Genomic DNA, 25,085 nt, shown 5'->3' with positions numbered 1-25,085 from the left:
TGGGTGTCAGCGTTCTGCCATGAGGTCTCTTTCCACAGTGGGTTACGACCCGATCAAAGTGTCGGTTGCTCGCGGGAGAATTGAACATGGGACTACAAGACATATTTCAGAGCGACGATGAGATTCATCGTCTTCCGCTGAACCCTCCAGGGCACCGGGATGCTTCCCACCCTGATGGGTTGTTATCCTCCGTGGTTGAACATGAGAAGTACTTCGCCCAGATCGCCGCGCTGGCCACCGAGCTCTATTCCCTGGCGCCGTTGCATGATCCGGGTTCGGGGCTGGTGCGGCTGCAGAGGCTTGCGACGCTGCGGCGCATGCTTGATGCGGCGGAAGCGGTGACTCTTTCGGACTCGGTGGAGCTGGTTGCGCAGGTTGTTGCGGAGAACGGTTGTGCGGATCCGAATACGGAGACCGAGCAGCAGCGCCGTGAGAGGATCAGCGCGAATTATTATGGGGTGGATCCTGCCTCGGAGCAGATTATCCGTTCGAATTTCATTGCCGAGGCCGCGGTCGCGTTGCGGGAGTCCGAGGAGAAGGTCCGGGCGAAGTTGTTCATTGCCGATGGGTTGCGTCATTTGTGCACGGATACGTTGGATGCGTTGGCGGCCGGGGAGATCACGTCGAAGGCGGCGAAGGAGATTGTGAAGCAGTCCCAGGATTTGGGGGCTGCTGATATTGAGCGGATGGAGCGGGTGTTGTTGCCGATGGCGAGGACTGCTTCGGATGCGTCGGTGGGGCAGCGGGCGCGGCGGATGCATGATCGGTTGAATCCGGTGTCGGCGGAGGATCGTCATGAGGCGGCGAAGGAGTCTCGGGCGTTGACGCATTGGAATGAGGCGGATGGGATGGCGGCGTTGAAGTTGCGGGCGCCGGCGGCGGATATTATTTCGATGGTCAATACGGTGAGGTATTTTGCGCGGCATGAGGTGGATCCGGAGGATTCGCGTACGCAGGCGCAGCGGGAGGCGGATATTTTCCGTGATGCTTTGCTCGATGGGTGGCCTGCTGGGGGTGGGACGCCGTTGAAGGCGCGGGTGGCGTTGACTATTCCGGCGGTGGAGGCGTTGGTGGATCCGCGGCGCGGTTTGGCGGAATTGGAGGGGTATGGTCCGATTCCGGTGGGTGCGGCGTTGGTGTTGGCGAAGGATGCTCCGTCGATGGTGCGGGTGTTGACTGATCCGTGGTCGGGGGCTGCGATGGATGTGGGGCGGAAGAGGTATCGGCCTTCGCGGGCGTTGCGGGATTTGTTGCGGGTGCGGGAGGTGTGTTGCTGTTTTCCGGGGTGTCGGCGTACGGCGGAGTCTTCGGAGGTTGATCATGTGGATGATTGGGCCAAGGGCGGGCATACGGACCGGAATAATACGAAGTTGTTGTGTAAGCGGCATCAGATGTTTAAGCATGCGTTGGGGTGGCAGTCGGTGTATCGTCCGGATGGGTCGGTGGGTTGGCGGACGCCGCATGGGTTGGTATGTGTGGAGTTGCCTGGCAGTGTTCAGGTGGTGCAGGGCTTTGATCATGTTCATGATCGGGTGCCGGTGTTGGAGGTTGAGCTGACTGATCGGGTGCGTCGGGTGTTGGGTTGGGTGGATCCGCCGGATCGGATTGCTGGCTAGTTGCGTTGTTGGGTGAATGATTTTTTCGTTCACTGCTGCTGGATCAGATCATCTATAGAACGCTTATTTGCTGTTTTCTGTTTTCTGTTTGCTGGTGCCGGTTACTGGTGTGTGCGGTGTCCGGGGTTCGGTGGTTGAATGAAAAATATTTTCAGTCAGTCGCTTAGCTCGTGGGCATGGGCGATGTGAAGAGGCTCCATGTTTTGTGTAGGCAGGGTGCTGGCATGCTCCATCGCTAAGCGTTTGCGAAGCCGCATGAGAGTGAATGAAAAAATTATTCACTCACTTCCAAGGCTGCTTCGAACCTTTGGGTGTTCGACCGGCGCTGTCGTCGGATCACACAGGACGCGAGGGTCTAGAACTGCGGTGCGATCTGCTTCCTGGAGGTTTTCATCTGAGCCGTTGGGTAGAGCATCATCCACTGAAGCAACTCATATTCCCTAGAAAGGGTTGCGTTATCGGCCGTGCTGAGGTCTTGGTGAACGACGCCGAGTCAAGACTTCTGAAGAGTCAGACACCCTGTTTAATCACCGAAAGTCCACCTCGCGTTTAACCTGAAACCTTGGGTATCGGGCATGATTGTAGGCATGGAGAATACTGCTGCACCGGCCTGGGTAGCTAACTATCAGCCAGGTGTCCCTGCCGAAATCAAGCTTCCCACCGAGTCGCTGAGCCACATGTTTGAGCGCTCGGTCCGTGAAGCCGGCGAGAGCCCGGCCACCGAATTCTTTGGTCGCCGCATAAGCTACCTCGAACTAGGCCAACAGGTCGAGAAGGCAGCTGAAGGGCTACGCCAGCTGGGAGTGAAGCCCGGCGACCGGGTTGCGCTAGTCCTACCCAATTGCCCACAACACGTTGTCGCGTTCTACGCGGTGCTCCGATTGGGTGCAGTGGTTGTGGAGCACAACCCGCTGTACACCTCGCGCGAACTGCGCCACCAGTTCGAAGACCACCAGGCACGGGTGGCTATCGCCTGGGATAAAGTCGTACCAAACCTGCAGGAGTTTCCCAAGGACGTCCGGATCGATACGATAGTCGCCGTCAACCTGCTCGAGGCATTTCCTGCGGTTAAACGCATGGCACTAAATCTGCCGATGAAAAAGCTGCGCGAAACCAAGAGCTCGCTGACCGCCTCCACGGTAGGCACCATGGCATGGAAGCAGCTTCTGAAATCTGGGCGACTAGATCCGGAACATCGATACCCAGACGTCCAGGACCTGGCAGTCATCCAATACACCTCGGGAACCACCGGGCGTCCCAAGGGCGCAATGCTTACGCACTTCAACCTTTATTCCAACGCGTTGCAGGGCGAAGCCTGGATGGAAGGCGCCGAAGAGCGCAAAGAAATCCTGTATGCGATCTTGCCTATGTTCCATGCTTTCGGCATGACCTTGTATCTGACCTTCGGGGTAAAGAAGCAGGGCCTGTTGGTGCTCTTCCCGAAGTTTGAACCACAGATGATCTTGGATGCATGGAAGAAGTCCCCAGCCACGGTGTACTGCGCAGTCCCACCGATCTATGAGCGCACCGCCATGGCTGCTAGAGAGCAGGGCATTTCGCTGCGTTCGGCCAAGTACTGCATCTCAGGCGCCATGAATCTGCCAGATCACGTGGTGGAGCTCTGGGAATCGATGTCTGGCGGACTTTTGGTCGAGGGCTACGGGATGACCGAGTCCTCACCGGTGGCCTTGGGCAACCCATTCCATCCATCGCGTCGAAACGGCACCATCGGTGTGCCATTCCCCTCGACCCTGATGAAGGTCGTGGACGTGGATGACCCGAGTCGTGAGGTGGAACAGGGCGAAGCGGGAGAACTATTGATCAAAGGTCCCCAGGTGTTCCGTGGATACTGGAACAGCCCGGAGGAGACCTCGAAAACACTCACCGAGGATGGCTGGCTGCACACCGGCGACGTAGTCACCGTCGATCAGGACGGGTTTACCCAGATCGTAGACCGCGCCAAGGAACTGATCATCACCGGAGGATTTAATGTTTCGCCTAGCGAGGTGGAAAACGCTCTGCGCCAGCATCCAGATATCGCCGACGCCGCAGTGTTCGGCAGGGCGCTGGAACGCGGCGGCGAAATGGTGGTTGCCGCGGTGCAACTAGACGAGGGGGCAACCTTGGATGAGGCTGTACTGCGCGAACACTGCCGCACCTTGCTGGCGGCCTACAAGGTGCCTAAGCGCATCGTTGCCATCGAGGAGATGCCGCGTTCGATGCTGGGCAAGGTCTTGCGCAAGCAGGTCCGTGAACAGTTCGTTGACGAGCTATAGCCTGAACGATATAGCCTGAAACGGCAATGCCGCGGTTGCTAACGCAGTCGCGGCATTGCTGTCAGCAATGAGCGGGTGTATTCATGCTGCGGGTCGCCGAACACTTGGGCGGTAGCTCCCTGTTCGACAATGCTTCCCCGGTACATCACCGCAACGGTGTCGCTCATATGTTCAATGACTGACAGATCGTGGCTGATAAATAGATAACTCGTGCCGGTCTCTTGCTGCAACCGATCCAGCAAGTCCAAGACGGTCGCCTGAATCGAAACGTCCAGGGCCGAGACAGGCTCATCCAAAACGAGCACCTTGGGCCTCGGAGCCAGTGCACGAGCGATCGCCAGGCGCTGGCGTTGACCGCCGGATAGCTCACGCGGATTTCGGGAGCTCAGTGCCGGATCCAGCTCCACCTGTTCGAGGAGCTGGGAGACTTGAGCCCTGTAGTTGGCTCCGCGTTTGCTCCGACCGGCTGAGAGCGCATCGGTGAGCAACTGGCCCACGGTATAGCGTGGATCGAAAGAACCCAGCGGGTTCTGGTAGATCGCACCAATATTTTCGCGTAAGTTTCGGCGTTGGGCTTCGCGCTGCGGGGAGAAATGCTCGCCGAATAGCCGGACTGAACCGGTATCTGGGCGCTCCAAGCCGAGCACCATGCGTGCGGTCGTGGTTTTGCCCGACCCGGATTCACCGACAAGGCCCAGCGTCTGTCCTTGCTGGACAACAAAACCGGCTCCCTGGACCGCGTTATGTTTGCCGAAGGTTTTGGACAGATCCTTCACCAGTAGCGCCGGCAGCTGATCTTCCTGCGCCGGCTCTCTGGCTTCGAGATTCACCTTGCGCGAAGCGAGGCTCAAGGGCTGGAAGCGTGGCACCCCGGACGGAATTGCACGTAAGAGGGTGCGCGTGTATTCGTGTTGCGGATGATTCAGCACCTGGTCTGTGGGACCGGCCTCGACGATCTTTCCGGCGCGCATTACGGCGATCCGATCCGCCAGATGGGCGACCTGTGCCAGATCGTGGCTGATCATCAGTACCGCCCGACCCTCATTTTTCAGTGCACGGAGCTGTTCGAGCACCAGAGCTGTCAGCCGGGAGTCCAAAGAAGTAGTCGCTTCATCGGCGATCACCACTTGCGGGTCCCCGATCATCGCCTGCGCTATGAGCACGCGTTGCCGCATGCCACCAGATAATTGGGCGCTGCGCTGTTTCATCCGCAAAGCAGGCTCGGGAAGATCCACCGCTTCCAAGGCGCTGCGGACCTTCAACGTGCGCTCAGCCTTGGACAGCGAACTATGTTCTTTCAGCGCGTCGGCGATTTCGTGGCCCACCGGGCGCAAGGGATCCAAAGCCATCAGCGCATCTTGCAGGATCATCGCTACGGAATTACCGCGGATCTGCTGCCAGTCCCGTTCGCTCATCGTGGTGGCGTTGTGCCCCAAGATCGAGAATTTCTCAGCGCTGACCTTACCGCCGGATAAGCCCAACAGGCTGCGGGCGGTGACGGACTTGCCGGAACCGGATTCACCTACCAGGGCCAGGCATTCGCCGGCGGACAGCTCGAAGGAGACCGAGTCCACGGCACGCTGGCCGGCGAAGCTCACCGAGAGGTTTTTGACTTCAAAAAGCGGACTCATGCGGCATTTACCTTTCCGCCCAAAGAGCGCCCGATCAGCGTAGCACCGGCTGCCACCACCACAATCGCCAAGCCAGGGAAGAAACTCAGCCACCATGCCAGAGGCAGATAGGTGCGCCCGGCTGAGAGCATGGCTCCCCATTCGGGAGCCGGAGGAGGAGTGCCCAACCCGAGGAAGGAAAGGGCGGCAGCCCAGATAACCGCCTGCCCAATTCCCAGAGTTACCAGCGCGAGCAATGGGCGAAGCGCGTTCGGCACCAAATGATTCTGCACCTTCAGCCAGGTGCCGCGGCCGAGCACAGTGGCGGCTTCCAGCATTTCAGAGTTCTTCAAGGACCGGATCTGGCTGCGCACTAAACGGGCGTAACCTGGTGCGGTGGAAAGGCCAACTGCAACGATGGCTGGCCCTACCCCGGGTCCGGTAAAGGCAATGATCAGCAACGCAAGCAGCAGCGAGGGCACCGCGTAGAGTGCTTCGAGCACACGCAAGATCGCTTCATCAAGCCAGCGCGGGGCAAGAGCTGCGGCGGTACCGAGAACTAGAGCAATTCCCATGCCCAGAGCCGTCGCGGCCAGTCCGATATATAGCGAGTCTCCGGCACCGTGGATGACTCGGGTGAAGACGTCGCGTCCCGATTCGTCGGTTCCCATCAGGTGCGTGAAGCTTGGCGCCTGAAAGGCCTGCGCGGGGTTGACTGCCAAGGGGTCGCCCGGTGCGATAAGCCCCGGCGCGAAAGCCGTAAGGAGCCAGAAGAGGATAAAGGCTGCACCGAAAATCTTCGCGGGCCGGCTCATGACTCCGCTCCCGCCGGGTCAATGAGCCGTTCGATGGCCTCGGTCAGCGCCATCACCACGATATACACCAAGGCGGAGAACAGTGCGATGCCGGTGACCATCGGAATATCCCGGGAAAGGACCGCCGAGAGCAAGGAACGCCCTAGTCCCGGGCGGGCAAAGATCGCCTCGACAACTAACGCGCCGGAAAGTAAAGATGAAAAAGCCCAGCCGGTCAACCCCAAGGCAGGCAACGCCGCATGACGTAAGCCGTGGCGCCAGAACACCGTAACCTGGCTTTCGCCGCGGGTTCGGGCGGCCAGCGCGAACTGGCTTCCCAACGCGGTGGACAGCGAGTCGCGCATGAGCTGGGTGAGGAAGCCCGCAAGCGGCAGCGCCAGGGTGAGCACCGGCAATACGAGCCCCGCCCCGGTCCCGTTATCCACCGCAGGGAACCACCCGAGCATCGTGGAGAAAAGCATGATCAGCACGGCGCCGAGCCAGAAGTGCGGGACGGCTGCGGCGACGATTTCCACCGCGTTGCCCACCCACTGACCGACCCGGGTGGCACGCATGGCCAGCATCGCAAAGACGAGCGACAGCAACCAAGCTACCGCCAGCGAGATGAGTGCCAGCGAAATGGTCGGTGGCAGCACCTCGGCGATGATCTGCAGCACCGGATCCTTCAGCGCATAGGAGGTTCCAAAATCCAGGCGGACCAGCTTGAACAGAAACAGGAAGTACTGGGTGAGCATTGGAAGATCCAACCCGTATTCGCTGCGCGCGGCCGCGAGGGCCTCGGCCGAGGCTTGCGACCCTGGCCCACCCATAATTGCTTCGGCCGGGTCTCCAGGGATCAGCCGCACGCCGATGAAGATGGCGGTGGCTACCAGCCACAACACCACCAGCGCGCCGCCAATCTTGCGACCCAACCAAGCGAGCTTTTTCATCTCTGGACGTGTTCGTTGGTTACTTGTTCAAGAAAACGTTGAAGTAGGTCGGTGAAGAGACCGCCGTGGTTTCACCCATTCCATGCACGTTCTTCGAATGCAGGAAGTGGTTCTGCTGATCGTAGAGCGGAAGCACGTAATAGCCGTCTAAGACGATGTGCTGCGCCTGGTCGTAGAGTTCTGCTCGTTCGGCTTCGTCCGTGGTCAGCTCGGCTTCAACTAGCAACCGGTCCAGCTCGGGGTTTTTAATCTGCGCGTTGTTTGCGAAATAGCCGCTCGGCGCAGGGACGGTGGAGTCGGAATGGAACAAGATGCGCAGCACACTCGGGCCGACCTTGGTGTATGGAGCCGAGACAAGGTCATACTCGTGTTTGGCGAGTGCGCCGTACCAGCTGGAGAGGTCGAGCAAGTCGATCTTGACCTCGAAGCCTACGTTCTTGGCGGCTGCCTGCATCTGCTCGAAGAGTGACTGCTCGGCGGGAACCGACTGGTTGGTGGACACCGGGAAGGTCAGGCTCAGGCGCTTGCCGTCCTTGACCCGGTAGCCCTGTGCATCGCGTTCGGTCCAGCCTGCTTCATCGAGGAGCTGGTTTGCCTTCTCCACGTCGGTGCCGAATTTTGATTCATCCGAGATGCCCAGTGGCTCAACACTTGAAAGCAGTGAGTAGCTGCGCTCGGCGCTATTGAAGTACAAGGCTTCAATTCCGGTGTTCACGTCGAGGGAACGGATAAATGCTTCGCGCACGGAGGCGTCGTCAAAAGGCGCCTTGGAGCTGTTGAGCTCCACACGGTTTGCGGCGCCCGGACGTGGTGCCGCGAGGTGGCCAAGTCCGCTATCGGCCGCGGTGGCGATGGTGTCCGGCTGCGGATTGTCAATTACGTCGGCTTCGCCGGACTGCAATGCTGCGTAGCGGCTAGCGGCCTCCGGGATGAAGCGCCAGGTGATGCCGTCCAGGTAGGAGGTGGAGCCCTCGCGCTCGGGGTCAGCTACCGGCGAGGCATAGTCTTCGTAACGAACCAGGTTGACCGCCTGCTGGCGGTCCCAGGACTCTACCTTGAAAGGGCCGGTGCCTGCCGGGGCTGCACAGTTTGCCGCCTGATCGCGCTTGAGCGCTTCGGGGGACTGGATGGCCGTCCACGGCATGGAAAGCGACTCAAGCAGCGCGTTATCTGGGGCGGAGAGTTCCAACTCGGCCGTCAGCTCGTCCACAATCTTGATTTCGGTAACCTTGCCAACGGCAAGATAACCGGTGGAGGACGCTGTATTCGGATCCTTGAGGTGGTTGATGTTCGCTTTGATGGCTTCGGAGGTGAGCGGGGTTCCGTCATGGAAGCTGATTCCATCACGCAGGGTGATGGTGCGCGACAGCCCGTCCTCGGAGACCTCTGACTTCTCGGCCAGCCATGGGATGATCTCGCCGTTGGCATCCTTGCTGAACAATGATTCCATGAACTGCGAGGCAACCAGCGCTTGCGGATAGTTCCCGCCCACATGCGGGTCCAAGCAGCTTGGCTCGGCGTCACCCGACGCGTAAACCAACGTGCCGCCAGTGACAGGTTTCAGATCCTCGGTGGCGGATGGATCGGAGCTGGTTGAGCAGCCTGCGATGAGGGCTCCAGCTAGCGGCAGAGCTAGTGCTCCGGTAAGCAAGCGGGTGGCGCGCTGAGTTCGTTGCATGAACGGTGAGTGACCTTTGAGTGAGTGAGCGATGACGTAGACAACCTTAGCCAACCAAGGCCGAAAGGTCAGATCGTTTGCTTGCCGAAGTAAGCGAAACCCGAGCCTTGGGCCTTGGCTGGCCGGTTGGCTGGTGGATTACTTTTCGCTGGCTACGGTGAAACGGCGGTTATCGTGGACCGGGGTTTCGATTTCGTCGAGGATCGCCACCGCGAAGTCCTGGGTTGAAACAAAGTCACCGGCAGGGGAGTTGGCGCCCAGCGTGTATTTGCCGGTGCGGGTGCCCGGTGCGATCACCGGTGCCGGTGCGGCCATGGTCCAGGTAATCCCGGAGACCGAAGTCAACATGTCATACACGGCGCCACTGCTGAGGGCTTCGGCCTTGTATTCTTCGGGGAATCCGGGGGTGTCGTAGAGGCGAACGCCGTCGACTTCGGTAGCTCCGGCGCCGCCGACCACGATCAGACGTGCTGGGACGAGGGTTTCGGTGATCTCCTCGAAGGCATCCAGGTAGTCCTGATGGTCTCCACCAGTGCGCGATGGCGGCACGGAGACCACGACGACGTCGTGGTTCTTTCCCAGATCGCGGTAGGCAGCGGTGTCGCTGAGCTCAGCCGTGACCGCGGTGGTGCCTTCGACGGTTTTGCCGCTGCTGCTGACGGCGGTGACCTCGTGGCCACGGCTCAGCGCCTCGGAAGTGATCTGGCTGCCTACCATTCCGGTGGCTCCGTATACTGCAATCTTCATGATGGTCCTCTCGTAGTTGTGTCGTTCGCCTTTATAGTATCCTTTAGATACCGACTACTTCAAAGGAACTTGGTTACCAAATGGATAGTGCCTCGACGTTTAACGTACTCGTTCAGGACTGCCCCTCACGTGAAATTATGCAACGTTTGGGGGATAAATGGACCCCTTTAGTGATGCTTACCCTAGCGAACGGGCCGCTTCGTTTCTCCGCGTTACGCCAGCGAATCGGCGCGGTGACTCCGAAGGTGCTCACGAGCACGCTGCGTACATTGGAACGCGATGGTCTGGTGGATCGCCAGGTGACCGCTCAGGTGCCAATCCGGGTAGATTACGAACTGACAAAATTAGGCCATAGCCTGCTTGAACCCATGGACGCTATTCGGATCTGGTCCGAAAAGCACGCGGCCAAAGTGATGGCCGCCAGGGAAATCTTTGACGAAAGTTAGGATCCGGTCCATCTGGTAATTGCGCTCTTGGATAAGAGTCTTGAAGAGCGCCTGCTTCCCGCGAACAATGGGCCTAAGAGCTCGATTCGCTGCGGCACCACTTGCCGCACTGTGGGAAGGATTGTCAATGACCAATCAAGCAGTATCCAACCGCCCAGCATTCTTGGACCAGCTACCGGCACAGTTATTCATTGCCGGTCTCTGGCGCGAAGGGCGCAGCGACTCAACGCTGATCACGCGTAATCCATTTGACGACTCGGTGCTGGCCGAAATCCGCCAAGCCTCCACCGCGGATGTGGACGAGGCCTACGAAAAGGCCGCCGAAGCCCAACACGAATGGGCAGCGTTCATTCCGGCAAAGCGGGCAGCGGTGCTGAACAAGGCCGCGGACTACCTTCAGGCAAACTACGACGACTTGGTCGCGCTGCTCGTGGCAGAGTCCGGTTCCTCAGTCCTCAAAGCCAACGTGGAAGTCTCCGGAACTATCTCAGCTACCCGGGAAGCCGCCACCTTCCCAACCCGCGTGCATGGCAAGATCCTGCCATCAAACAGCGCCGGTAAGGAAAACCGGGTATACCGAGAACCTGTCGGGGTAGTCGGTGTGATCAGCCCGTGGAACTTCCCGATGCTGCTCTCTCAGCGTTCGGTGGCTGCCGCCTTGGCGTTAGGTAACGCGGTGGTGCTCAAACCCGCCAGTGATACTCCGCTGGTCGGCGCGCTGATTTTGGCCAAGGCCTTCGAAGCAGCTGGAATCCCTGCCGGTGTTTTCAGCGCGGTGATAGGTTCGGGCTCTGAAATTGGTGATCACTTCGTGGCTCACCGCGTTCCATCCTTCATTTCATTCACAGGTTCCACCCCGGTGGGGCAGAATGTTGGAAAGCTGGCGGTTTCCGGCAAGCATATGAAGCGGGTGGCGCTGGAACTCGGAGGCAACGCCCCGTTCGTGGTGCTCGCCGACGCCAACATGGAGCAGGCGGTTCGCGCCGCGGCCATGGGCAAGTTCCTGCACCAGGGGCAGATCTGCATGGCGATTAACCGGATTATCGTCGAAGCCCCGGTCTACGACCAGTTCGTTGAAAAATTTGCGGCCCACGTGGCTACCATCAAGTACGGGGACGTAGCCAACCCGGAAAATATTGTGGGCCCGATCATCAATGATTCGCAGCTGGACAGCGTGCAGGGGAAAATCGAGCGGGCACGAAGCGAGGGCGCCCGGGAAGTTCTGGCCGGGGAAGTTATCGGACGGGTGATTCCACCGCATATTTTTGCCGATGTCACCAGCGAGATGGAATTGTTCCGTGAAGAGATCTTCGGCCCGGTCGTGGGCATCGTTCGGGCGGACGATGAAGAGCATGCACTTGAACTGACTAACGATACCGAGTTCGGGCTATCCAGCGCCGTATTCACCACCGACATCGAAAAAGGTGTGCGCTTTGCCCGCGGAATCAAGGCGGGCATGACTCATATCAATGACATCACCGTTAATGATGAACCTCACGTGATGTTCGGTGGCGAGAAGAACTCCGGGCTGGGCCGGTTCAACGGAGAATGGGCCATCGAGGAATTCACCACCGACCACTGGATCGGTGTGCAAACCACGGATAAGCAGTACCCATTCTAGAGCTCGACTAGATATCCAGGATCAGGCAAACAACCTCGAAATCGGTAAGAATTTTTCGGGGTTGTTTGCTCCTGCGTGGCGGCTTCCTCCGTCCGTTTAAAGCGTGCGTTCCTTCAGGGAGTCCGTTGCCGCTGGCATGCGCTGGGGCCGGACCGTCACGATCGGAGCTTGGGAACTCATGGCCGCGGCGACGGTTTTCAGAGCGGCAAGATCTTGTAATGTGGTTCGAGTCGGGCGCATGAGCCCCACCTCGCCACGCTCGAACTTGGCGAATAACTCCGCGGGCCTGATCCATTCCGAATTAGAAGCCTCGGTTGTCTGGTGTCGCGGTTCTTGGCCAGGCTGTACATGTGCCACATAGAAAAAGGTGTCGAAACGTTTGGGGTTATCTGGGGGAGTAATCCAGTTGGCCCACGGGCGCAACTGGCTGGCATCCAATTGAGCGCCGGTTTCTTCGAAGATTTCACGTCTGGCTGCGGCCAACAACGTTCCGGCATCGAGTATCGCCTGCTGCTCGTCCTTTTCCCAGATCGAAGAGTCTTTCCACAACTGTGCGTGCTCCACGGCAAGTGCGCGGTCAATCGCCTCAGTCTGCGCCTCGGCCACGTCTTGCGCATCAACCCGTCCGCCAGGATAAACAACCATTCCGGCGGCGAAGTCCATGGTGGAGACACGGTGCTGGATGAAGACCTCCAGCCCTTGCGCCGCCTCCCGAATCATCAGGACGCTGGCGGCACGACGTGGTGTCACGTGCTGGTTCTTCGGGGCAGTTGAGCTGGAATCCATAATTTCTAGTATGGCCGAGAAGTGGCGGGGAAGGGTGCACGATGACGAACTGGTGCAGCTCGGAGAACTCATCGTCCTGTCGGCGAGGCGCGCTAAGGCGAGACCAGGTACCGGTCATTCTCCGTTGTCCAGCGGTTTTAGAGCCCACCGGCTCGATGTAGTGTGGGTCACAACGAGTGGTGGTCAGAGAGGGTTTGTCATGTTTGAGCTCAACGAGGAACAGCGTGAGCTGGTCGAAGCGGTTCGCGACTTCGCCGCAGAGAAAATCGCACCCCACGCTTTGGAATGGGATGCGAAGGAGCATTTTCCCGTTGATGTACTTGCTGAGGCCGGCGAACTAGGAGTCGGCGGCATCTACGTAAGCGAGCAATACGGTGGCTCCGGACTGACGCGTAGCGATGCCGTACTGATTTTTGAAGAATTATCAAAGGCCTGCCCGACCATTGCCGCCTACATTTCCATCCACAACATGGTGGTGTGGATGATCGATAGCTACGGAAACGACGAACAGCGTGCCGCATGGCTCCCGACCATGACAACAATGCATGACCTTGGCTCCTATTGCCTGACCGAACCGGGGGTCGGATCGGACGCGGCCGCGCTCAGTACCAGTGCCGTCTTGGACGGGGACGAATACGTCCTGAATGGGGCGAAGCAGTTTATTTCAGGTGCTGGTTCTTCCGCACTGTATTTGGTCATGGCGCGCACCGCGAATACCGGTGCGCGGGGAATTAGCGCATTCCTTGTTCCGGCCGGTACGCAGGGGCTGTCTTTCGGGCCTAAGGAAAAGAAGATGGGCTGGAACGCACAGCCAACGCGCCAAGTCATCATGCAGGACGTGCGAATTCCTGCAGGCAACCTCTTGGGTGCCGAGGGCGAAGGTTTTTCCATTGCGATGCGCGGGCTGAACGGCGGACGATTGAACATCGGCGCCTGCTCGATCGGCGGGGGACAGCTCGCCTTGGAAAAGTCCGTGGCGTATCTCAAGGAACGTGAGGCTTTTGGCGGCCCGCTGACCAAACAGGAAGCTTTGGTGTTCAAGCTGGCCGACATGGATATGGAGCTAGAGGCCGCGCGCACTTTGCTGCGCCGTGCGGCAGCGGCACTGGATGCGAAGGCTCCAGATGCAGTGCGGCTCTGTGCCATGGCTAAGCGGGTGGCAACCGATGCCGGATTTAACGCCGCCAATACTGCCATCCAATTACACGGTGGCTATGGCTACCTCAGCGAATATGGGCTGGAAAAGATTGTCAGGGATCTGCGGGTGCACCAGATCCTAGAAGGCACCAATGAAATCATGCAACTGATCGTGGGGCGCGGATTGATCGAGTCCTAGCAGCCAAGGCAGTTCAGAGCCCAAGCCCTGACAAAAACCGCACCACGCGGGCGCGCTCGTTTTTATTCAGGCCCAGAAGCGGTCGCGGGAGGCACGAACGCTGAACGCGCCCCAGATGTTCAGCGATCGCTGCGACGACACGCAAGCTACCACCAAGCTCGGTGAATAACTCCCACAGCGGAGCCCCAGACATGCCGATTCGGCCAGTGCTTCAGTAGTGTTGTCCGCTTAGGCGGCAACGGATGGAACTGGCGGAATTTTTATTGAGGCGATGCCCGGTAACTCTGCGAGGCGTCGATGGAAATCGAAACTAAAAGTGAAATGCGTGGTGCCAGGATTGTCGTAGACGACCACCGGTAGATCACTGTGTTCGGCCAGCGTACGAAATAGTTCGAAGACATCTGCCTCGGTTAATGGCTGGTAGCTCATCGGTGCCAGCAGAAGTCCCGCCGTTCCGGCACGTTGCGCGGCCACGGCGTGAGTGATGACTTACGAGGTGCGCAGGGCTCCAATGCCAACAAAAATCGGCGTGTTTCCGACATTATCAACTGCCAGCTGAGCTACTCGGGCTCATCCGCACTATCATCAACGAGCGGGGTCAGTGGGAATGCGCTGAGGCTTGTGAACATCATCGAGCCTTTCGTGACAGCCGAGGCCTTGGAGATTAGCTCTCTTCTTGAGCGCATCACTTCTTACGGCAGCACAGTGAGCGAGCTCATTCGAGATGGTTGCGGCGGCTTTCTTCGTCAGGGGACTGGGAATTCCTGTGGCGTGGGAAACGCGATTCGAAGGCGAAGAAGACATGTACGCACGGCGTCTTTGCAAAAATGCACGGTGATTAAAGCATTCTGTGCGCAAAATCCGTTGACTGGTTGAGCAGACCGTCATAGCTTTGATTTGTAACCTGAATCACCTTTCAGGTTTGGGGAATCACACTCCGCACAATTTCACTTCGGGACCTGCTCCAAGCACTGGACGCCCCGCGAGGAAAGGCTAGACACGTGAAGCGAAGCAGCAAGGTCGTAACGGCCCTGACACTAAGCGCTGGCTTGGCATTAACCGCCTGCGCACCCACCGCCGAAACCGGAACCAGCGCAGAAGGCGGCGACGCCGCAAAGACTGTCAATGTCGGCATTGTTTACTCGAAGACCGGCCCACTAGCGGCCTATGGGGACGCCTACTACGAGGGGCTGCAAGCCGGCCTGGACTACGCCACCGAAGGCACGAACAAAGTCGGCGATACCGAACTGAATATCACCTATCACGACGATGGCGGAGATCCGGACAAAGCGGTCACCGTCGCCAAGGAACTGATCGGCAAGGACTACAAGATCCTGGCGGGAACCGCCTCATCGGGAATCGCACTGAAACTCGTGGAGCAGGCAGCGCAGAACAAGGTTCTTTACATTTCCGGCCCCGCAGCTTCGGATGCCATTACCGGCGCCAACAAGTACACCTTCCGCTCCGGACGCCAGTCCATGCAGGACGTGGCCACCGCTGGTACCTTCGTTGATGACCTGAAGGACAAAAAGGTCACCGTGTTCGCTCAGGACAACGCGTTCGGGCAGGGCAACTTGGCCGCCGTTGACGCGATCCTCGGCATGGAGGGTGCCAAAGTCAGTTCCATCCTCGTTCCCGAGGACGTCACCGAATTCACCCCATTCGCCCGCCAGCTAGTCGACGCCAAACCTGACTTGGTCTTCGCGGCCTGGGCTGGGGCGACCTCCGGATCCATGTGGCAGGCGCTGGACCAGCAAGGAGCGTTCGACGTTGCCCCCATCGTCACTGGGCTCGGCGACGTAGCAACCTACGGGGCCTTCGGCGACGCGGGTGAAAAGATCTCCTTCCTGAACCACTACTTCCCGGGTGCTGCCGGAACCGACGTTGAAAAGGCCATGATCTCCTCCATCGAAGAGGCTGGCAAAGAAGTGGACCTATTCTCCCCCGATGGATTTGTCGCCGGACAGATGATCGTCCAGGCAGTAGCCGAGGGTGGAGAAGACGTCGAGAAGATGGTCACCTCGCTGGAAGGCTGGAGTTTCGAAGGACCTAAGGGGGAAACCACCGTGCGTGCCTCGGACCATGCGCTGATCCAGAAGATGTATCAGGTCTCCTTGTCCAAGGATGGCGAGAAGTGGATTCCGGAACTCGTGGAAACCGTGCCGGGCGAAGAAGTGGCAACTCCAGAGGTCGTCAACTAGGCCTCACAGTCCACGCGTCAAAATCTCACAAAGGTAAACCCCATGCAGAAGACAACACCAGCCCTGGAGCTCCAGGGCGTGGGACTGCAGATCGGTGGAGCTCGCATCCTGGAAGATGTCAGCTTCACCGTGCAGCCCGGCGAAATGATCGGTGTGATCGGACCCAACGGCGCCGGAAAAACGACCTTGTTCAACCTCATCTCCGGGGTGCTCAAGGCCACTAGCGGAACCATCGCAATGTCCGGACGCACCATGGACAAGCTGCCGATCCACGCCCGAGCAGCCGCCGGGCTGGGGCGAACCTTCCAAACTTCTTCACTGTTCCCCGGACTGGACGTCACCGAAAATATTCGGCTTGCCGCCCAATCCAAACTCGGAAAATCACTGTCGCTGCTCAGCTTCCCGCGCCGCGCGGACGCGGCCGGAGCGATTGCCGAGCACTGCATTAAACAAGTTGGCTTAGAAGCCAAGTCGCATGCCCGAACGGCAGATCTTTCCCATGGAGACAAGCGCAAGGTGGAGATCGCCATGCTGCTCGCGGCGGACCCGGCGGTGATCCTGCTCGATGAACCCATGGCCGGAGTCGGCTCCGGCGATGTCCCGGGACTGGTAGAAATCATTCGGCGGATGCACCGCGAATCGGGACGCACCTTGATGATGGTCGAACACCACATGGACGTGGTTCTCGGATTGGCAGACCGCGTGGCGGTCATGCACAACGGCAGCCTGCTCGCCATCGATGAACCGGACGCAATTATTGCCAATGAAACGGTACAAAGCGCCTATCTCGGACAGGGAGCAGCTTAGATGAGCCAGGAAAGCATTCAACCTATCTTGCGGGTGCGCGGCCTGCATGCCGCCATCGACGGATCCCAAGTGGTGGACGGTGTCGACCTCGAGGTCCCGGCCACCGGCATTACCGCGCTGCTCGGCCGTAATGGTGTGGGCAAGACCAGTACGATCAAGGCAATTATCGGCCTGGTTCAGCGTACCGGCGGAACCATTGAGCTAGCCGGAGAACGCATAGACAAGGTTCCCACCCATAAGATCATCCAACGCGGTGTGGGCTACGTACCCGAAGACCGCGAGGTGTTCTCCGCGCTGAGCGTGGCCGAAAATCTGAAACTTGCCGAACGCGACGAACACCCCAACCGCCAGCTGGTCGAAGAACTCTTCCCCGACCTGGTCAAGCGCGCAAGCCAAACGGCCGGTTCACTCTCGGGCGGGCAACAGCAGATGGTTTCGCTGGCACGGGCGCTGCTGAACGTGAATAAATTGCTGCTGGTGGATGAGCCAACCAAGGGGCTTGCACCAAAGATTGTGCAGGAAGTTGCCGAGGCTCTCGCGGTAGCGGCGCACAGCGTGCCGATTCTGCTGGTGGAACAAAACCTCTCGGTGGTTCGCCAGCTAGCGGCCGGTGCCATCATTTTATCCGGAGGCAAAGTCGTGCACCGCACCGATTCGGCCACCGAGTTTCTCGACGATGAGGCGCTGACCCAACGTTTCCTGGGTGTGCAAAGCGAAGAAGCGCTGGAGCAGGCAGTGGAAACAAGCAATGGAGGGATGCTATGAGCACCCTGATACTTCTACTGATTACCGGCGTCGGACTCGGCGCCCTGTATTTCCTGGTGGCTTCCGGGCTGTCACTGATCTACGGGTTGATGGGCGTGCTGAACTTCGCCCACGGTGCGTTTCTGACATTAGGGGCCTTCGTCTCCTGGGAAATGTCGCGCAGAATCGGCGAAGGAACTTGGCTCACTTTCATCATCACCTTGGTGATCGGTGCTGTGGTGGGCGGGGTTTTCGCGGCCCTGACCGAATTTGCGCTCATCAGACCGCTGTACAACCGGCATATTGAGCAGGTGCTGGTCACCGTCGGATTGTCTCTGGCGGCAGTGGCAATCTTCGAAGGCGTCTGGGGGACCGACCCGCAGTACACCAAGGGACCTGAATGGTTCACCCGGACCACCGACGTACTGGGCGCACAGGTTCCCAACGACCGGTTCGTCACGATCATCGTCGCGGCACTAGTGCTGCTGGGTGTGGTGCTGTTCTTGAAGAAGACCCGTTATGGAATGATCATCCGCGCCGGCGTGGAGAACCGATCAATGGTTACCGCGCTGGGCATCGATGTACGCAAAGCCTTCACCTTGGTCTTCACCATTGGCGGTGCCGCAGCCGGTATCGGCGGGGTGCTGGCCAGCCACTACTTCGGTTATGTATCCCCGGCCTTGGGCGGATCCCTGTTGATCTTCGCGTTTATCGTGACGGTAATTGGCGGACTCGGCTCACTCTCCGGGGCAGCCATAGCCTCCGTGGTGGTCGGAGTGCTGCAACAGATCACAAACTTCTATTGGGGTGTGGGTGACTTCGTGGTGATCGTGCTGTTGGCGGTCGTCCTGTTGACCAAACCCACCGGACTGATGGGGAAGCCAGCATGAGCCCTGAACCTACGAACACCTTGCCTACTGAAGAATCGACCGGCGAGCGCCGTGAACCAACCGCGGCGGCCATGGACAAAGTGGCCCGTCGGGTCCGAGTCCAGCCCTCGGACCGGGTGAAAAAACCCGGCTACAGAATTGGAGCGTGGGTGCTAGGTCTGCTGGGATTGTTGCTCATGGCGGCGCTGCCGCTGTTGAACATTTCAATTCCAGGCATCCTGCCTACCCCTACTTATCAGCCAGGGTCGCTGCAACTGCTGGCGATGTGCATGCTGATGGCTGCCGCAGCGCTGAGCTATCACCTGCTCATTGGCGTGGCCGGGCTGCTGTCCTTCGGACACGCACTGTATTTTGGTGCCGGATCCTATGGGCTGGCGATTATTCTCAACAACCTAGGCCTGCCGCTGCTGCCCGCCATGGGATTGACATTGGTGGTGGCATTGGTGCTTTCCACCTTGACGGGGATGGTCGCGCTGCGGGTGACTGGCATTCCGTTTGCCATGGTGACCTTGGCTTTCGCCCAAGCCGGAAGTGTCTTGGTGCGCCGTAATCCTGGCGGTGCCACCGGCGGTGAAGAGGGCGTGAGCCCCGATACCGCTGGTATCCCGGATTTCTTGATTGGCGTGGCGAATACCCGGAATCTCTACTGGCTTTCACTGCTGACCTTGCTGGTGGTGATCGTGGTGGTTACTTGGGTGCAGTCATCTCGCGCCGGGCATGTGGCCGCCGCTGTACGCGAGAACGAGTTGCGTGTGCGGGTGCTGGGATTGCAGCCATACTGGGCGAAGCTGCTGATCTTCGTGGTGGCCGGTGTGCTGGCGGCGGCGGTCGGCATGGTGTTCGTGCTCTTGCAGTCCGGAACGGTGCCCCGGCAGGTCTCTGCGGACTTCACGATCACCTTGCTGGTGATGGTGGTGCTCGGCGGGGTCGGCTCGAAGTGGGGTGCGGTGATTGGCGGGGTGTTATACACGCTGTTGGATCAGCGGTTGAGCGCTTTCGCGAACTCCAGCGCCGTGGAGTCGTTGCCGGCGTTCTTGCATGTGCCATTGTCTGAACCGCTATTTATTCTCGGAACTCTCTTTGTGCTGGTGGTGCTGTTCATGCCCGGTGGTTTGACCGGTGCGGTACGCCGGTTGCGTGGGCGTTTCACTCGCAATCCTGCAGCTAAGCAGAATTAAGGATCGATCATGAGAAATGATCAGGGACTTCATACGTTGGGATGCTGGACTACCGATCGGTCGCTGAGCACCCCGGAACGCATTGCCATCGATGACCGTGGAGTGCGGACCACATACCGGGAGCTTGAACGCCGGGCGAGCGCCTTAGCTGCGAAGTTCGAGGCCGCGGGTTTTGGCGTGGGGGATCGGATTGCCACGCTCTCGGGGAACAGTGCCGACCAAGTGGTGTTGTTTTTCGCCTGCGCCAAGGCCGGGCTGGTGCTGGTGCCGCTTTCCTGGCGGCTGACCGCTGCGGAGCTACGGGAGCAATTGTCGATTGCCGACCCATCGCTGTGGGTGGTGGAAGACGAGTTCCAGACGCTGGCCGAACAGAGCAATGCGCAGCTGTTGCAGCCGGTACCCGTGCTCACCATGGGACCGGCGGGAGTCGAAGCAAGCATCGAAGGATCTGCGCGGAAACGCAATGAACTGCGTGGCTGCGCCCCGACCGACGATGATCCATTGCTGATGGTGTTCACCTCGGGCTCCGAGGGGAAAGCCAAGGCCGTGGTGCTGACCCACGCAAATTGCTTCTGGAACAATTTGGCTCTCTCGCGCACGGTGGACCTCACCAGCCAGGACACTATTCTGGCGGTGCTTCCGCAGTACCATTTGGGCGGCTGGAATATCCAGCCGTTGTTAGCCTGGTGGGTCGGTGCCACGGTAGTACTTGAACGGACGTTCGATGCCGGACGGGCACTGCAATTGCTGGAGGACCGCAAGGTCACCATGATGATGGGGGTGCCCGCGCATTACCGAATGCTGGCTACCCATCCGGAGTTTGAATCAACCGATCTGGCCGCATTGCGACTGGCAGTAGTGGGCGGGGCACCGATGCCTCCAAGCCTGCTGCGTTGCTGGCATGGACGTGGTGTGGCGCTGGTCCAGGGCTATGGGCTGAGCGAAGCGGGACCGAATGTCTTGTGCCTGTCCAGCGAAGAGGCGATGAGCAAGATTGGTTTCGCCGGGCGGCCCTACCCGCACGTGAAGGTGAAACTTGTTCATGCGGTCACCGGCGAAGAAATCCACGGAGCCGGTGCTGGCGAACTGCTGGTGAACGGTCCGAGCGTATCTCCGGGGTATTTTCGTGACAGCGCCGCGAGCGCCCAAGTTTTTGTTGACGGGTGGCTGCACACCGGAGATCTGGTTCAACGGGATGGCCAAGGGTACCTGAAGGTTATTGACCGGATTAAGGACCTGTACATTTCCGGTGGGGAAAATGTCTCGCCTACCGAGGTGGAACAGGTGCTGCTGACTCATCCTGCGGTGGCCGAGGTTGCGGTCATCGGGGTTCTGGATGACAAGTGGGGTGAGGTGGGGCAAGCCTGGGTGGTTCTGCAGGCGCGAGCTCATGCCGATGCCGTGGAGCTAGCGGCGCATTGCGCCAAACAGCTGGCCAGATACAAGATTCCGGCAACGTTCAGGTTTACCTCCGCGCTGCCACGGATCGGAATTGAAAAGGTTTCGCGGCAGAAATTGCGTGAACTGCAACGGGCTGAACAACTCTTAACGCGGCAGGAGGATCAGCGATGAGCACCGTAACACCTAGGACTCAACGGGGCACTCGTACGCGCAGCAAGATTCTGGCGGCCGCCGAGAAGGTGTTTGCCACTTTGGGCTATCACGACGCGTCGATTGTGAAGATCACCGAATGCGCCGGAGTGGGGTTGGGAACCTTTTACCTGTATTTTGCAGGCAAGCAAGAGATCTTTGATGAAGTCGTCGAGGATCTGAACCGGCGGGTGCGCATGGCGATGGCTGAAGCCTCGGCTGCGGAAGAAAACAGATTTGCCGCAGAGCGGGCGGGGTTCAAGGCCTTCTTCCACTTCACCGCGCAGCATCCTGCGTTGTATCGGATCATCCGGCAGGCGGAGTTTGTCTCGCCGGGGGCGTTGCGTAAGCACTACAGCAAGATTGTTGAAGGGTACATCCAAGGCCTCGAAACCTCGCAGCAGGCGGGGCAGATCCGGGCAATGAACCCGGAAGTAGCCGCCTGGGCATTAATGGGTATCGGCGAATTAGTGGGTATGCGCTGGGTGCTGTGGGAAGGAACCGAGGACTCTTCGGGGCACCGCCCCGAGATGCCCGAGGATGTATTCGAAGAAATGATGAACTTTATTGATCGTGCGTTGGCGCCAACCGGCTCGCAACCAACCGTGGAAGGTTTAGCCCCATGACCGAAACTAAGACAACATCAGCCCCAGCCGTGAAAACCTTGGCTGGACGCACTGCACTGATCACCGGCGGGGCGTCGGGTATCGGCTTGGCCTGCGCGAAGAAGCTGAGCGCGCAGGGGGCAGCTGTCACGGTGGCAGATTTGAACGAGGAATTAGCTAACGAGGTGGCGCAAAGCCTCGAGGGCAAGGCGTGGGCCGTAGACCTGTCTGACACCAAGGCGTTGGAAGAACTGAGTCTGGATACCGACATTCTGATCAATAATGCCGGGGTGCAGCGGGTGGCCCCGATTCATGAGTTTGATCCCGAAGCGTGGCGGCTCATTCACCGGCTGATGCTCGAATCCCCGTTCTTGCTGATCCGTGCGGTGCTTCCTGGAATGTATGAACGCGGGTTTGGGCGCATCATCAACCTCTCCAGTGTCCATGGTCTGCGGGCCAGCGCCTTCAAAAGCGCGTATGTCTCGGCGAAGCACGGTCTTGAAGGATTGTCCAAGGTCACCGCACTGGAAGGTGCTGAGCACGGAGTAACAAGTAACTGCGTCAACCCCGGATATGTGCGCACCGCACTGGTGGAGAAGCAGATCGCGGACCAATCCAAATTCCATGGCATTGCTCCGGCCGAAGTGGTGGAGAAGATCATGCTCACCGAGGCGGCGGTCAAACGCCTGGTGGAGCCCGAGGAGGTCGCCTCGTTGGTTTCCTGGTTGGCGCAGGAGGATGCGGGAATGGTCACCGGCGCGTCCTACACCATGGACGGCGGGTGGAGTGCCCGATGACTGAAAGCACCTACCGCACCGAATTGGTGCCGGTCAACGGCGGCAACATGCAGGTGGGATTGTGGGGTCCTCAGGATCCACAGGTGCCCACGGTACTGCTGATTCATGGAGTGACCGCCTCGCACAAGGCCTGGGGCATGGTGGCGCAAGCGCTGCCCGGCGTGAGGGTGATCGCCCCGGATCTGCGCGGCCGCGGTCGCAGCAATCAGCTGCCCGGACCGTACGGAATGCCGGTGCATGCCGCGGATCTGGCACGCCTGATGGAGCATTTCGAGTTGGGGTCGATCCCGGTCATCGGCCATTCGATGGGTGCATTCGTTTCCTTGGTGTTCGCCGACCTGCACCCCGACTTGGTTTCCTCGGTGTTGCTCGTTGATGGGGGACTGCCCTTGCAGGTGCCTGAGGGGTTGGACGATGAACAGATTATCGACGCGGTCTTGGGCCCGGCGGCGCAAAGACTGTCGATGACCTTCGGGTCGCTGGGCGACTACAAGGAATTCTGGAGGCCGCATCCTGCCTTCGCCGATAACTGGAATGAGCTGGTTGAGGACTACATCGACTACGACTTGGATGGGCAAGCCCCGAATCTCCGGCCTGCCACTAAATATCGCGCGTTGGCCGAGGACACCGCGGAGCTTCATCGTGGAGCCTCGCTGCTCAAAGCCTTGGAAGAGCTGCACCATCCGGTCACCTTCCTGCGCTCGCCGAAAGGGCTGATGGGTGCCGAACCAGGATTGTATACGGCAGATTATGTGAAGTCGTGGGCGCAGAAGTTGCCGGGACTTCAAACCCATGAAGTGCCCGAGACCAATCACTACACGATTGTCATGGATGCTCCCGGGCGCAATGTGGTGGCGGGCCATATCCGCGCGATGCTAAGGCACTGCGCAGATGCCGTTTAAACGCATGAGTCCAGGGACAACAAAGCCCGGGATGCCACCTATCCAACGATAGGGCGGCATCCCGGGCTTGTCTTTCTAGTTGCTGTTATTTAGTCGCAAGTTCGGGGGTGCTTCCCAATTGCGCGGTTGGCACTCGGTAGGTCTCGCGAGCGGTCAACGCGGAAATCGCTGAAATCAACGCAATTGCGGCAGTGAACAGGCTGATCTTGACCCAGCCACCTGGCTCCAGACCGCCCATGGCCGCCACGATGGACGGAGCAAACCCGGCCATGAGGAAGCCGAGCTGCGTGCCGATCGCCAGTCCCGAGAAACGCACCTTGGAGGAAAACATCTCCGCGTAGAAGCTGGGCCACACGGCATTGGCCGCTGCATAGGCGCAGGAGAAGACCGCCACAGAGAGAACGAACTGCAAGAGCGTATTGTTTGTCTCCATGCTGCGAAGGTAGAACGGCATGATGACCGCCGAGGCAATGGCCCCATAAATGAAGACCGGCTTGCGGCCGATAATATCTGCCAATTTGCCGAACAACGGCTGGGTAAACAGTGCGCCGATATTGCCGGCGACCACCAGCCAGAGGGTGATCGAGGCGTCCATATTGCCGATGTTCTTGCCGTAGGAGATGGCAAGTGTTCCGTACACGGTGGATACCGCGGCGATGAAAGCGCACAACACCACGCGCAAAACGTCTTTCCAGTGGAACTTCAGCAGTACCGCCAGTGGCAGTTTGGCAATGTTGTTGTTCTTCTTGGCTTCTTCGAACTCCGGGGTTTCATGCAGCGAGCGGCGGATGAAGAAGGTCACCAGCACCACTACGGCCGAGAGCCAGAACGGGATGCGCCAGCCGATGCCGTACTTGATGTCGTCGGGCAGTGCCACCACTGGAATGAAGATCAGAGCCGCAAGGATTTGGCCGCCCTGGGTGCCGGTCAGGGTCCAGGAGGTGAAGAAGCTGCGTCGGTGATCGGGTGCGTGTTCCAAGGTCATCGAGGAGGCACCGGCTTGCTCGCCGGCCGCCGAGAGGCCTTGGCAAAGGCGTGCGAGAACCAGCAGGATGGGGGATAGCCAACCGACCTGGTCGAAGGTAGGCAAGCAGCCAATTGCGAATGTCGAGGCGCCCATGAGCACCAGCGTGAACATCAGCACCTTCTGGCGGCCGATGCGATCGCCGAAGTGGCCCAGGATCACCGCGCCAATGGGGCGGGCAATGTAGGCGAACCCGAAGGTGGCCAGCGACATGACCGATGCATTGGCATCGGCGTCAGGGAAGAAAATATGCGGGAAGATCAGCGCCGCGGCCGAGCCGAAGATGAAGAAATCGTAGTATTCCACTGCGCTTCCCATAAAACTGGCAACGGCTGCCTTGACGGGGGTGCGTTTCCCGGCGCCGGGCACCTCGGACGCCGACGGTTCACGTGTGGATGGCATCGGAAAACTCCTTTGTTTGCTGAGTGACGAACGCTGAAATCATAAACAGTGTGCGCTATGCGTACAGTTGTACGGAATGTGTACG

At 59.3% G+C, this 25,085-nt stretch carries 22 protein-coding genes; 14 read left to right on the top strand and 8 right to left on the bottom strand.

Annotated elements, in window-relative coordinates; translation table 11 throughout:
- Positions 1–86 precede the first annotated feature (86 nt).
- Both LG294_RS15415 and LG294_RS15410 read left to right on the top strand, forming a co-directional pair.
- Positions 87–1,616 (top strand): DUF222 domain-containing protein, encoded by a 1,530-nt coding sequence (locus tag LG294_RS15415; protein ID WP_404287244.1) that lies wholly within the window; start codon positions 87–89, stop codon positions 1,614–1,616.
- A gap of 587 nt (positions 1,617–2,203) precedes the next feature.
- Complete coding sequence (locus tag LG294_RS15410) at positions 2,204–3,892, top strand: long-chain-fatty-acid--CoA ligase (protein WP_404287242.1); 1,689 nt, start codon at positions 2,204–2,206, stop codon at positions 3,890–3,892.
- 38 nt (positions 3,893–3,930) lie between these two features.
- Here the strand turns inward: LG294_RS15410 and LG294_RS15405 are convergent, their stop codons facing one another.
- The 5 genes from LG294_RS15405 to LG294_RS15385 all read right to left on the bottom strand — a co-directional run bounded on the left by LG294_RS15405 (position 3,931) and on the right by LG294_RS15385 (position 9,671).
- On the bottom strand, positions 3,931–5,523 hold the full coding sequence (locus LG294_RS15405; protein ID WP_404287240.1) for a dipeptide ABC transporter ATP-binding protein: 1,593 nt from the start codon (positions 5,521–5,523) through the stop codon (positions 3,931–3,933).
- Positions 5,520–6,317, bottom strand: a complete 798-nt coding sequence (locus tag LG294_RS15400) for an ABC transporter permease (protein ID WP_404287238.1) — start codon at positions 6,315–6,317, stop codon at positions 5,520–5,522. Before LG294_RS15400 ends, LG294_RS15405 begins: the two co-directional genes overlap by 4 nt.
- The gene (locus LG294_RS15395; protein WP_404287236.1) at positions 6,314–7,246 is read right to left on the bottom strand and encodes an ABC transporter permease; all 933 of its coding nucleotides are present in this window, start codon (positions 7,244–7,246) and stop codon (positions 6,314–6,316) included. Before LG294_RS15395 ends, LG294_RS15400 begins: the two co-directional genes overlap by 4 nt.
- Positions 7,247–7,265: 19 nt before the next feature.
- Entirely contained in the window at positions 7,266–8,924 is a 1,659-nt protein-coding gene (locus LG294_RS15390; protein ID WP_404287234.1) for an ABC transporter substrate-binding protein, read from the bottom strand.
- 138 nt (positions 8,925–9,062) lie between these two features.
- Entirely contained in the window at positions 9,063–9,671 is a 609-nt protein-coding gene (locus LG294_RS15385; protein WP_404287232.1) for an NAD(P)-dependent oxidoreductase, read from the bottom strand.
- A 173-nt stretch (positions 9,672–9,844) separates the two neighbouring features.
- On the opposite strand from LG294_RS15385, the gene LG294_RS15380 reads away from it, so the two are divergent.
- Together LG294_RS15380 and LG294_RS15375 are read left to right on the top strand one after the other, a co-directional pair.
- Positions 9,845–10,117: a winged helix-turn-helix transcriptional regulator gene (locus LG294_RS15380; protein ID WP_404287230.1), complete on the top strand. Its 273-nt coding sequence runs from the start codon at positions 9,845–9,847 to the stop codon at positions 10,115–10,117.
- A gap of 127 nt (positions 10,118–10,244) precedes the next feature.
- Positions 10,245–11,738 (top strand): aldehyde dehydrogenase family protein, encoded by a 1,494-nt coding sequence (locus LG294_RS15375; protein WP_404287228.1) that lies wholly within the window; start codon positions 10,245–10,247, stop codon positions 11,736–11,738.
- 96 nt (positions 11,739–11,834) lie between these two features.
- Here the strand turns inward: LG294_RS15375 and LG294_RS15370 are convergent, their stop codons facing one another.
- Complete coding sequence (locus tag LG294_RS15370) at positions 11,835–12,524, bottom strand: NUDIX hydrolase (protein WP_404287226.1); 690 nt, start codon at positions 12,522–12,524, stop codon at positions 11,835–11,837.
- 199 nt (positions 12,525–12,723) lie between these two features.
- On the opposite strand from LG294_RS15370, the gene LG294_RS15365 reads away from it, so the two are divergent.
- On the top strand, positions 12,724–13,860 hold the full coding sequence (locus LG294_RS15365) for an acyl-CoA dehydrogenase family protein (RefSeq protein WP_404287224.1): 1,137 nt from the start codon (positions 12,724–12,726) through the stop codon (positions 13,858–13,860).
- A gap of 228 nt (positions 13,861–14,088) precedes the next feature.
- Here LG294_RS15365 and LG294_RS15360 read toward each other — a convergent pair whose 3' ends face one another.
- Positions 14,089–14,334 (bottom strand): dihydrodipicolinate synthase family protein, encoded by a 246-nt coding sequence (locus LG294_RS15360; protein ID WP_404287222.1) that lies wholly within the window; start codon positions 14,332–14,334, stop codon positions 14,089–14,091.
- Between the two features lie 527 nt (positions 14,335–14,861).
- Here LG294_RS15360 and LG294_RS15355 point away from each other — a divergent pair.
- From LG294_RS15355 to LG294_RS15315, 9 genes are all read left to right on the top strand, one after another.
- Positions 14,862–16,061, top strand: a complete 1,200-nt coding sequence (locus tag LG294_RS15355; protein WP_404287220.1) for a substrate-binding domain-containing protein — start codon at positions 14,862–14,864, stop codon at positions 16,059–16,061.
- A gap of 42 nt (positions 16,062–16,103) precedes the next feature.
- A complete protein-coding gene (locus tag LG294_RS15350; protein ID WP_404287218.1) occupies positions 16,104–16,868 on the top strand; it encodes an ABC transporter ATP-binding protein in 765 nt (254 codons plus the stop codon).
- Complete coding sequence (locus tag LG294_RS15345; protein ID WP_404287216.1) at positions 16,869–17,633, top strand: ABC transporter ATP-binding protein; 765 nt, start codon at positions 16,869–16,871, stop codon at positions 17,631–17,633.
- Positions 17,630–18,502: a branched-chain amino acid ABC transporter permease gene (locus LG294_RS15340; RefSeq protein WP_404287214.1), complete on the top strand. Its 873-nt coding sequence runs from the start codon at positions 17,630–17,632 to the stop codon at positions 18,500–18,502. Before LG294_RS15345 ends, LG294_RS15340 begins: the two co-directional genes overlap by 4 nt.
- Before the next feature lie 176 nt (positions 18,503–18,678).
- Positions 18,679–19,680 (top strand): branched-chain amino acid ABC transporter permease, encoded by a 1,002-nt coding sequence (locus LG294_RS15335; protein WP_404291794.1) that lies wholly within the window; start codon positions 18,679–18,681, stop codon positions 19,678–19,680.
- A gap of 9 nt (positions 19,681–19,689) precedes the next feature.
- Complete coding sequence (locus tag LG294_RS15330; RefSeq protein ID WP_404287212.1) at positions 19,690–21,252, top strand: class I adenylate-forming enzyme family protein; 1,563 nt, start codon at positions 19,690–19,692, stop codon at positions 21,250–21,252.
- On the top strand, positions 21,249–21,896 hold the full coding sequence (locus LG294_RS15325; RefSeq protein ID WP_404287210.1) for a TetR/AcrR family transcriptional regulator: 648 nt from the start codon (positions 21,249–21,251) through the stop codon (positions 21,894–21,896). The genes LG294_RS15330 and LG294_RS15325 overlap by 4 nt, the downstream gene beginning before the upstream one ends.
- Positions 21,893–22,672: a 3-hydroxybutyrate dehydrogenase gene (locus LG294_RS15320; protein ID WP_404287208.1), complete on the top strand. Its 780-nt coding sequence runs from the start codon at positions 21,893–21,895 to the stop codon at positions 22,670–22,672. Before LG294_RS15325 ends, LG294_RS15320 begins: the two co-directional genes overlap by 4 nt.
- Positions 22,669–23,574, top strand: a complete 906-nt coding sequence (locus LG294_RS15315; protein WP_404287206.1) for an alpha/beta fold hydrolase — start codon at positions 22,669–22,671, stop codon at positions 23,572–23,574. Before LG294_RS15320 ends, LG294_RS15315 begins: the two co-directional genes overlap by 4 nt.
- An 85-nt stretch (positions 23,575–23,659) precedes the next feature.
- On the opposite strand, the gene LG294_RS15310 is transcribed toward LG294_RS15315, so the two are convergent.
- Positions 23,660–25,000 (bottom strand): MFS transporter, encoded by a 1,341-nt coding sequence (locus LG294_RS15310; protein ID WP_404287204.1) that lies wholly within the window; start codon positions 24,998–25,000, stop codon positions 23,660–23,662.
- Positions 25,001–25,085: the final 85 nt, after the last annotated feature.

Source organism: Glutamicibacter arilaitensis, assembly GCF_044793945.1.
Lineage (GTDB): Bacteria > Actinomycetota > Actinomycetes > Actinomycetales > Micrococcaceae > Glutamicibacter > Glutamicibacter arilaitensis_B.
Note: the sequence above shows the minus strand (reverse complement) of the source record. Positions and strands in the feature narration are given on the sequence as shown.